The sequence below is a fragment of the Bacillus cereus group sp. N21 genome (genome assembly GCF_016483395.1).
In the GTDB taxonomy this organism is placed as follows: domain Bacteria; phylum Bacillota; class Bacilli; order Bacillales; family Bacillaceae_G; genus Bacillus_A; species Bacillus_A pseudomycoides.
The window spans coordinates 1-9698 of the sequence record NZ_JAEHBX010000113.1 but is presented as its reverse complement, the minus strand read 5'-3'; the positions used below and the strand labels follow the sequence as shown (position 1 = coordinate 9698).

Below are 9698 nucleotides of genomic sequence, written 5' to 3'. Positions count from 1 at the left end.
GTAGATATTGGGCTTGGAATGAAGCCAGAGCTAACGGGGCGGGGGCTGGGGCTGGGGAAAGCCTTTTTGCAAGCTGGAATAAATTTGGCGGAAGAGCAAATCCAACCGGATAGACTTCGTTTAAGTGTTGCAGGTTTTAATAAACGTGCAATAAGGTTATATCAACAGGTAGGTTTTGTAGCAGAAAAAACTTTTGATGATAGAGGAAGAGAGTTTATTTTGATGACATATTCCTGTAGGAAGAAGAGAAACTGAAGAATTGATACAATAGGGAAAAGACTGATTGTTATCAGTCTTTTCATATATCATTTAACAATTGGTATTTATGAATCTAATAAAAGAATGCAGTTGAGCGGGGATGTTCTTTCATAATTTTTGTATGGATGGTTTGAATGATAAGCTATCATTTTTTCTACGATCTAATTTTTCTAGGGCCGACAATTAATTTGATTGCTGTACTTTTCTCGTTATTGATTGTGATATCTGTAAATGCTGGAATGAGAACAAGGTCAATGCCGCTAGGAGCTACGAATCCTCTTGCAATAGCAACGGCTTTAACTGCTTGATTTAAAGCACCAGCTCCAACTACTTGAATTTCTGTACTACCTTTTTCTCTTAATACACCGGCAATGGCACCTGCAACTGAATTGGGATTGGATTTTGATGATACTTTTAAAATATTATCCATATAAATTGCTCCTCCTGTTATTGAATCATTTTTTTTATTACTGAAAGGAATGTAATTCGCATATCTTTAACTAATATTCAGATCCCAATCAAACAGAACCATTAAGCTTATTCATTCGCTACTTTTTAGGCTATTCCTGTTTATTCGTGTAAATAAAAAAATGATAGGAGTATGAAAAAATCTTGAAAAGAAAGAAAAACATAACGGACCATGATTTTTTCACATGGTCCGTTATGTTTTCTATAACATTTTCAACTGAAAGTATTACGTAAAATTATGCTGACTATTGTTTTACTTTATTCCCCATGCTCCGCGCGATGTGCCAAACGACTAGAAGCGGCAGCGGCAATACCGCCAACAATGTCATCAAGGAATGTATGGACTTTCCCAGTTGATTTATCATTTAAGTATTCTAAAATACCTGGTTTTAATTTATCGATATATCCAAAGTTTGTGAAGCCGATAGAGCCATACACGTTTACGATAGAAAGTGCGATGACTTCATCAATTCCGTACAATCCTTCATCCCGTTTTACGATATCTTGTAATGGTTCGCTTAACATTCCTTTTTCGGCAAGGACATCTAATTCAATTCCTGTAATGAGTGCATTTTGTACTTCGCGTTTGGATAATACACGTTCTACGTTGTAACGACATTCTGACATCTCTAAATTTGGATGGTATTTCTTTTGAAGAAAATGAACAAGCTCCGCAATATCATCGATTGTTACACCACGTTCTTGTAGAAGTTGTAATGCTCTTTCTTGTAGTTGATTTGATTCTTTCATGTTATCACCTTTTTTTCTTTTTATTATTTGTATACGTTTTACTGCTTTATCATGTGCATAGGAATGAAAGGCGAGCACAAGCTCATATATATAAAGAAAAACCATAGGTGGCGACTATGATGATTCAGCATATTTATGAGCATTATCAAATGCATGTCAAAGAATTAATCCCCCTTGGCCCCTATAAAAGCTTTTGGATTCGCAATAAAATTTATGTACTTCTTCCGATTGGAAATATGGAGGAAGATGTACTTGTTGAAATGAAAAAATTAAGCGATTATATGAACCAGCAAGGGGATATTACTGTTGCGACTTTCGTTCCGACGGTGCACGGTTACTATGTAAGTGAGATAGAAGAAAAAAATTACTGTTTATTAAAAGGTATGCGTTTGCTTGAACGACATGCTACTTCGTTAGGTAGTGAGCTTTCTTTATTCCATAAACGAGGCGCTTTTTTTCCAGAAGAAATAGAACAATTAAGTCGCATTGGTGAATGGAAGTCATTGTGGGAAAAAAGGCTCGATCAATTAGAGCGATTTTGGCAATCACAACTTATGAATCAGCCATCAGATGTATTTGATCAACTATTTATTGAGTCTTTCCCATACTATTTAGGCATTGCTGAAAATGCCATTCAATATGTTGTTGATACAGAAATAGATGATACACCTCAGCTTGCCGATGCAGCAACAATTTGTCAAGAACGCTTTACCCCTTTATTATGGCAGCAAACTAATAAATTAAAAATCCCCATCGATTGGGTATATGATCATCCAAGTAGAGATTTGGCGGAATGGATTCGATATGTATCGATGGAAAAGAAGAAAGATTGGGAACAAACAATTTTTCAGTTTGTAACGGATTATGAGAAAAATTATGCACTTTCTTCTTTTGGCTGGCGTCTACTATTTGCGCGTCTTCTCTTTCCACTTCGCTACTTTGAAACGGTAGAACAGTACTATCTGACGGGAAATGAAGAACAAAAAAGTATGTATCGAGATCGCTTAGAAGACATTTTACACGATGTGAACCGTTCAGAGCAATTTATGAAGCATTTTTATGAATTTCTTCGCTTGCCTGTTGATAAGCTCGGAATTCGAAAGTTGGATTGGTTATCTTAATACGAATTTACAAAAAAGAGACCATAGTGGTCTCTTTTTTTGTAAATTATCCAGTGGAAGCAATTCTAAGCGAGCCGCTGCCGCTTTAAATTTAAAATACTTGTTCTACTTCGATAACACCTGGTACTTCTTCAAGTAGTGCGCGTTCGATACCAGCTTTTAATGTGATTGTAGAACTTGGGCAGCTACCGCATGCACCCATAAGGCGTAGTTTTACAATACCTTCTTCAATATCTACTAATTCAACGTCACCGCCATCACGAAGTAAGAACGGACGTAATTTATCTAATACTTCTAGTACTTGTTCTTGCATATTTGGGTTTTCCATTTTTATCGACTCCTTTCATCCATTTTATTATAATCAAGATACAGGGGAAAATCTATTTTTTCTGTTCTTGTTTTATTGTCGAAATATTGTATCATGTTTACAATGTGTTTTTTCAGTATAGAGGACAAGAATTAAACTTGTAAAGAGATGTGCTTATAAGGTAAGTCATCTAGGCATACTGTTAGAACAGAGAAGTGGGGGAGAAGTAATGGTAAATGTTCAAGTATATGGTGCAAAAGTAATTTGTGCAAGCTGCGTTGGAATGCCGTCTTCGGCTGAAACATTTGAATGGCTACAAGCGGCAATTGGTCGCAAATATGAAGGACAAGATGATAAATTCAAGTTTGAATACATTGATATTCAGGAAGAGCAAGAAGATGCTGAGAAACAAGCTTTTGCAGAGCACGTAATTGAAGAGGATTTATTTTATCCAGTTGTTCTTGTAAACGGAGAAATCGTTGGAGAAGGAAATCCTCGTTTAAAGGACGTATACGAAGAAATTGAGAAATATTTATAATACAAAAAAGTCTTTGCGGTAGCAAAGGCTTTTCTTACATGTTTATATGGAAAAAATAACCGTTATAGGTAATCTTATCAAGGAGGTATGCGTGTGAAAGGGGTAGTGAAACATAGACTTCCAGAAGAAGTAAAGGTCTTAATGGAGCAATATGTGATTGGATTACAAGATATTTTTTTTAACGAACAATTAATTGGAGTATATTTATATGGTTCAATTGCATTAGGAGCATTTCATTTAGAAACGAGTGACGTTGATTTTGTTACAGTAACGAGAGAGCCGGTCAGTGAAACCCAGAACATACAAATAATTGAGTTACACAAAAAAATGAGTAAAAGCATGTTAGGAAGACGAATGGACGGTATGTATATTCCACTTGCTGATTTAGGGAAATACAATGAGGAAATGCTGCAGTATGTCTATTGTGCAGATGGAAAAGCTCACACAGGACATTGGGATGTGAATGCTGTAACGTGGTGGACGTTAAAAAATCAAGGGATTACTGTAATTGGGGAGGAAGCAAGTAAGCTTCCGTTTCAGACGCCATGGAGTGATGTGGTAGAAACAATGAAATATAATGTAGAACAGTACTGGAGTGAAAAAGCATCACGGCCATATTTATTTTTAATTGAAGAATGGGTAGAATCAGCTGTTGTAACGATGGGACGCATTTTGTATACATTAGAGCATAAAACAATTGTTTCAAAAGATGAGGGATTACAATATATGATGAGGGCGTCTAGTGAAAAATGGATACCTTTGTTACAAGAGGTAGAGCGGATGCGTCATAATAAGAGAGCGAAACGAATGATTTCCATTTGGAAGCGGGCACATATGACGAAGAAGTATGTGCTTAGTGGGATAGAGGAGTGCCAGAGGAAATGGGAAGGATAAAAAAGCAGCCATACTACAAATAGTATGGCTGCTCAGTTTGTAGATAAAGGGATTTGTTAGTGCTTAACGTACACACTACTAAGCTACTCATTATTATGCTGTGGAAGTATTCTCGTCTTTACGTACTTCGAAAAACTCATTTTTGCACAGGTATTTAAAAATTCTTTGTGTAACTTGTTCTTCTTGATCTAGCAAGAAGCGATGATCAAAAGCATAGAAGGATTGTCCCTGAATTAATTTAACATAATACATACCCGATACCTCCATTATAGAACGATACAAATCTAAAGATTTATTACTATAATATCCGTAAATTGGATTAATATACCAGGTGTGTTAATCAGGGATTCTATATAAACCCATCTTGATTTTCCAACATATAAAACGCGGCTATGGAAACAAAAAAAGATCTCTACTCGTTTACTTCCTTTGTTTTAACATGGCATGGGGCAGGAAAAGGCCCGAACCGTTTCTATGCATGGCTAGATGCTCTCTTCCATCTAAAGATTAGGTTTTATTCCGGTTTTCAATTTGTGCTTACATATTCATATCGTATCAAAAAAGGAGAAAAGTAGAAAAAAACAAGAGCGATAAGCTCTTGTTTTTTAACCATTATGATATTTATACATCCAAAGGATACCCGACTTGAGAAGTCTAGGAACTCGTCCCATTAATGGTTGATTTGCTAATAATCCGAATCCGTGTTTCTTACCAAGAGAACCGAGAACACCTTTTAATTTAATAACAGGTAGTTCATCAGGAAGGGGCTCATTGTTCCAACGTTTTAATAATATTTGGACAATTTGCTCGCCTTGGCCTTCAGCAAGCTGTGCGGAAGGTGCGTGCGGAAGGGCAGCACAATCCCCTACAACATAAACATGCTCATTATTCGGAATATTATGATATTTTGTTAATACAACCCGACCACTACTATCTTGTTCGACTGGAAGGTTTTGAACAACTTCGTTTGCTTGAATACCAGCTGTCCATACGATTGCATCACATTGAAGCGGTTCGTCATGGTTGTACACAACGTTTGGTTCTACTTTCGTAATGTTAGAGTTTCGTATAATTGTAACATTATGCTTTACGAACCACTCTTCTACGTATCTACTTAACTTTTCTGGGAACGGGAATAAAATGCGATCTTTTCGATCAAATAAGTAGATCTTTAAATCAGAACGGCTTTCACGAAGTTCACTCGCAACTTCAACACCGCTTAAACCAGCACCGACAACAGCGACCGTTGCGTTTGGTTCTAAACTATTTAATTGTTCATACGTTTTGCGAGTTTGTTCAATTGATTGAAGGCTATGTGTATATTCCTTCGCCCCCGGAACGTTATGATATTTGTCTTCGCAGCCAAGGCCGATAATTAAGTCATCATATTCGACAACTTCACCGCCATCGAGATGAACGGCTTTGTTTTCAAGGTCAACATTCGTTACAGTGCCATATTGAATGTTGAGACGCGGGTGTTCTGGAAACGGAATGCGAATATGTGTTTCTGAAATTGTACCCGCTACTAATGCGTAATATTCTGTTTTAAAACAGTGGTATGGTACTTTGTCGATTAATGTCACTTGGACATCATCTGGGAGTTGATTGTTTGGAAGAAGCCGTTGTAGAATTCTCATTCCACCGTAGCCGCCACCCAGTAATACGAGGTGTTTCATGATGGATTACCCCTTTTCTGTTGAAATATCCCCTAATCATACAATTATATATTGAAAAAATATTTTGACTTTACTCACTCAAATTATATCGAATTTGTGAACAAATAACAATGCATGAATGTGTACTCTGTTGTACAATAAGAAGAAAAGTGGACAAACTGTTTTAATTTGTATGCTGGGAAATCAATATGTAGATAAAAAAACGATAGAAACCCTTTCTTTTAGGTTGGAGAGAGCGTCCGCCGATGGATAGAAGCGGTCAGTGCTTTTGTTGGTCCCAAGCCGTGTGAAACCAAAAGGATGAAATGAGTGGAGATCTTTTTTTGTTTTCATAGCAGTGAAGTGTATGTTTGGAAATCAACATGGATTTATATAGAGAAGATTTTTTGATTCGAAATGAGACAGTAAAGTAGCTAAATATTTTATTAGGTGTAATTAAAACAACAAGAAACAGCTTAGTTTTCTTATTATAGATTTATTTTTTGGAGATACAGGGGGGATTGTTTTGATTAAGCCATTAATCGAATTTTGTGTAGGTAATCTTGCGAGTGGCTCACAAGCAGCGCTAGAAAAATTTGAAAAAGATCCAAATTTAGATGTTATGGAGTACGGTTGTCTAGGATATTGTGGCATTTGTTTTGAAGGGCCTTTTGCACTTGTAAACGGGGAAGTCGTACAAGGTGCAACGGTAGAAGAACTTGTGAAAAATGTATATGATTACTTAGATGAAAATCCAATGTTTTAAGGCGTTGCAAATGAGCGACGTCTTTTTTATTGCCATCTATTCTATTAGAGTAAAAATTCTTTCGAAGGAAATGCTAACAAAGAATTTGAACTTTAGAGGTGACAGAATGAACATTATTTGGGGATTCGGTGGAATTATCGTTATTCTTTTAATTGGTTATTTACTTTCAAATAATAAAAGAGCAATCTCGCCGCGTACTGTATTTGGTGGACTCGCAATTCAGTTATTATTTGGCTTTATCGTATTAGAGTGGGATGTAGGGCGAATGGTTTTAGAGAAGGTAACGCAGTTTGTGCAAAAGATTATGGATTTTGCGAATGCTGGTATTTTATTTTTATTCGGTAGTTTAGGGGACCCAACGAAAACAACTGGATTCGTATTTGCGTTTCGGGTGCTGCCAATTTTAATTTTCTTATCCTCGGTTATTGCTGTTTTATATTATTTAGGAATTATGCAATGGATTGTTCGAATTATCGGTGGTGCACTAGCAAAGCTATTAGGGACTAGTCAATCCGAATCGTTATCTGCAACAGCGAATATCTTTTTAGGACAGACAGAAGCGCCGCTTGTGATTCGACCATACATGCCACGCCTGACAAAGTCAGAGCTGTTTGCGGTGATGGTGGGAGGATTAGCATCTGTATCAGGCTCAACGCTTTTTGGATATGCTGCGCTTGGCGTGCCGCTTAAGTTTTTATTAGCGGCAAGCGTTATGGCGGCACCTGCTGGACTTGTTATGGCAAAATTATTGTTTCCAGAAACAGATAAGCCAGAAGTACATAATAAGCATGAAGACGATGATAAAGATGGTGACAAAAAACCAGCAAACGTCATCGATGCCGCAGCGCGCGGAGCAGCTGATGGATTATCACTTGCTTTAAATGTTGGAGCAATGTTAATTGCTTTTATTGCCATCATCGCTCTTTTGAATGGAATTGTTGGTGGGATTGGTGGTCTTTTCGGTTATCCAGATCTATCCCTACAACTTATATTAGGATATATTTTTTCACCGCTTGCGTTTGTCATTGGTGTACCGTGGATAGAAGCAATTACAGCGGGAAGTTTTATTGGGGAGAAGTTAATTTTAAATGAGTTTGTAGCGTTTACTGATTTTGCTCCTCATATGGGGAAACTTTCAGAGAAAACAATGGCAATGATTACCTTTTCGCTTTGCGGATTTGCGAATCTATCTTCTGTTGCCATTTTACTTGGGGGACTTGGGGGAATGGCGCCAACCCGTCGTAGTGATATTGCGAAATTTGGAATAAAGTCAATTGTAGCTGGAACACTTGCTAACTTATTGAGTGCTGCAATTGCAGGAATGTTTGTGTGAAATAAAAAAAGGCCCTTTCCGAGAAGGGCTTTTTTCTTACACAATTTGTGTAAGAACGGCTCTTATATAAAAGCCATCAAAACGTTGTCAAATATGAGAAACGGGGGACGTTCTTATTGTGTTCCAAAAGCATGCATTTTATACTTAAAACAACAAATTTTTTTTGGAGTGAATGAGGATGAATAAATTTTCTTTTACAAAAATGCATGGTCTTGGGAATAGCTATATATATGTAAATATGTTTGAAGAGCAAATTCCAGAAGAGGAACTATCTCTTGTAGCGGAAAAAGTGTCGAATATCAACACTGGAATTGGCGCAGATGGAATGATTTTAATTTGTCCGTCTGAAGTAGCACCAGTCAAAATGCGCATGTTTAATAATGATGGGTCAGAAGGAAAAAGCTGTGGGAATGGACTGCGTTGCGTAGCGAAATATGCGTATGAGCATAAACTAGTAGAAGAGACTGTTTTTACAATAGAAACATTGGCTGGAATTGTAACGGCTGAAGTGACAGTAGAAGACGGTATCGTTACATTAGCTAAAATTGACATGGGAGCTCCTCGTTTAACTCGTGCCGAACTGCCGATGCTTGGAGAGGGAGAAACACCATTCATTCGTGAAGACTTCTTATACAGTAATCATCGCTATGTCTTTACAGGTGTTTCAATGGGAAATCCACATGCAGTTATTTTTGTTGATGATGTAGAAGAAGCGCCGCTTACAACATTAGGTCCGGTACTTGAGACTCATGAAATGTTCCCGGAACGAGTGAATGTTGAATTCATTGAAATTGTAAATGACAATGAAATGAACTTCCGCGTTTGGGAACGTGGGTCAGGTGTGACGCAGGCATGTGGAACAGGAGCATGCGCAGCAGTTGTTGCAGCAGTGTTGAATGAAAAAATGAAACGCGGTGAAGAAATTACGGTTCATTTAGCAGGCGGAGATTTAATGATTGCCTGGACAGAAGAAGGGAACGTTTTGATGAAAGGTCCAGCGGAAGTAATTTGCCGCGGGGTGTATGAGTACAAGATAGAGGCGTAAAGATGTATAATAGAACGAGAGAAGAAAGGAAGGTGGATTTCATGATTGATGTAACAGAACAAGCAGCATATCAAATTAAAGATATGTTAAAAGATGCTGAAGATGGAGAGAAGTACGTTCGCCTTGCTGTGCATGGCGGTGGATGTAGCGGTCTTTCTTACGGTCTAGGATTTGAAAGAGAACCAAATGAAGACGACACAGTGCTTGAGTTTTTCGGTGTTGAATTTGTTATTGATAAAGAAAGTGCTCCGATTGTAAAAGGAGTAAAAGTTGATTACAAGCAATCTATGCTTGGCGGCGGGTTCACAATCGATAACCCGAATGCAATCGCATCATGCGGATGTGGATCATCTTTCCGTACGGCGTCGAATGCTGGTAAGCCGGAAGAGTGCTAATGTAATGCTTTTCGTATCGAGATATGATTGAGTTTTGCAGACTTAATCAAGCGCTTATTTAATTCGCTATAAAGGAAAAGAGTGTCCGAAGTGAAGTGACCCCTGTCAAGTAGACTGTATTCAAAAAGCACAACTAAGTAACCTGAGTTCTATATTTATATGGACTCA

13 protein-coding genes are annotated in these 9698 nt (G+C 37.6%); 8 read left to right on the top strand and 5 right to left on the bottom strand.

Going from position 1 to position 9698, the window contains the following annotated elements:
* On the top strand, nucleotides 1-255 hold a 255-nt coding region (locus JDS96_RS28750), incomplete at its 5' end, for a GNAT family N-acetyltransferase (RefSeq protein WP_199668851.1).
* 157 nt (nucleotides 256-412) lie between these two features.
* Here the strand turns inward: JDS96_RS28750 and JDS96_RS28745 are convergent.
* Together JDS96_RS28745 and JDS96_RS28740 are read right to left on the bottom strand one after the other, a co-directional pair.
* Nucleotides 413-688 (bottom strand): stage V sporulation protein S, encoded by a 276-nt coding sequence (locus JDS96_RS28745; RefSeq protein ID WP_003201532.1) that lies wholly within the window; start codon nucleotides 686-688, stop codon nucleotides 413-415.
* 296 nt (nucleotides 689-984) lie between these two features.
* On the bottom strand, nucleotides 985-1476 hold the full coding sequence (locus tag JDS96_RS28740; RefSeq protein ID WP_018767382.1) for a phosphatidylglycerophosphatase A family protein: 492 nt from the start codon (nucleotides 1474-1476) through the stop codon (nucleotides 985-987).
* Between the two features lie 119 nt (nucleotides 1477-1595).
* On the opposite strand from JDS96_RS28740, the gene yutH reads away from it, so the two are divergent.
* Entirely contained in the window at nucleotides 1596-2597 is a 1002-nt protein-coding gene (gene yutH / locus JDS96_RS28735; protein ID WP_018767383.1) for a spore coat putative kinase YutH, read from the top strand.
* A 91-nt stretch (nucleotides 2598-2688) separates the two neighbouring features.
* Here yutH and JDS96_RS28730 read toward each other — a convergent pair whose 3' ends face one another.
* Complete coding sequence (locus JDS96_RS28730; protein WP_000431179.1) at nucleotides 2689-2925, bottom strand: NifU family protein; 237 nt, start codon at nucleotides 2923-2925, stop codon at nucleotides 2689-2691.
* A 208-nt stretch (nucleotides 2926-3133) separates the two neighbouring features.
* Here JDS96_RS28730 and JDS96_RS28725 point away from each other — a divergent pair, with 208 nt between their 5' ends.
* Both JDS96_RS28725 and JDS96_RS28720 read left to right on the top strand, forming a co-directional pair.
* Nucleotides 3134-3442 (top strand): YuzD family protein, encoded by a 309-nt coding sequence (locus JDS96_RS28725; RefSeq protein WP_003201537.1) that lies wholly within the window; start codon nucleotides 3134-3136, stop codon nucleotides 3440-3442.
* Between the two features lie 87 nt (nucleotides 3443-3529).
* Nucleotides 3530-4336, top strand: coding sequence for a nucleotidyltransferase domain-containing protein (locus JDS96_RS28720; protein ID WP_206777246.1), 807 nt, complete (start codon nucleotides 3530-3532; stop codon nucleotides 4334-4336).
* A gap of 93 nt (nucleotides 4337-4429) precedes the next feature.
* Here JDS96_RS28720 and JDS96_RS28715 read toward each other — a convergent pair whose 3' ends face one another.
* Nucleotides 4430-4588 (bottom strand): YqbF domain-containing protein, encoded by a 159-nt coding sequence (locus tag JDS96_RS28715; protein WP_016112359.1) that lies wholly within the window; start codon nucleotides 4586-4588, stop codon nucleotides 4430-4432.
* A gap of 353 nt (nucleotides 4589-4941) precedes the next feature.
* Nucleotides 4942-6012 (bottom strand): NAD(P)/FAD-dependent oxidoreductase, encoded by a 1071-nt coding sequence (locus tag JDS96_RS28710; RefSeq protein WP_199668849.1) that lies wholly within the window; start codon nucleotides 6010-6012, stop codon nucleotides 4942-4944.
* Between the two features lie 505 nt (nucleotides 6013-6517).
* Here JDS96_RS28710 and JDS96_RS28705 point away from each other — a divergent pair.
* From JDS96_RS28705 to JDS96_RS28690, 4 genes are all read left to right on the top strand, one after another.
* The gene (locus JDS96_RS28705) at nucleotides 6518-6757 is read left to right on the top strand and encodes a YuzB family protein (RefSeq protein WP_000595023.1); all 240 of its coding nucleotides are present in this window, start codon (nucleotides 6518-6520) and stop codon (nucleotides 6755-6757) included.
* A 106-nt stretch (nucleotides 6758-6863) separates the two neighbouring features.
* Entirely contained in the window at nucleotides 6864-8090 is a 1227-nt protein-coding gene (locus JDS96_RS28700; RefSeq protein WP_199668848.1) for a NupC/NupG family nucleoside CNT transporter, read from the top strand.
* 178 nt (nucleotides 8091-8268) lie between these two features.
* The gene (gene dapF, locus JDS96_RS28695; protein ID WP_199668847.1) at nucleotides 8269-9135 is read left to right on the top strand and encodes a diaminopimelate epimerase; all 867 of its coding nucleotides are present in this window, start codon (nucleotides 8269-8271) and stop codon (nucleotides 9133-9135) included.
* A gap of 41 nt (nucleotides 9136-9176) precedes the next feature.
* Nucleotides 9177-9530: a HesB/IscA family protein gene (locus tag JDS96_RS28690; protein WP_003201551.1), complete on the top strand. Its 354-nt coding sequence runs from the start codon at nucleotides 9177-9179 to the stop codon at nucleotides 9528-9530.
* The last annotated feature ends 168 nt before the right edge of the window (nucleotides 9531-9698 follow it).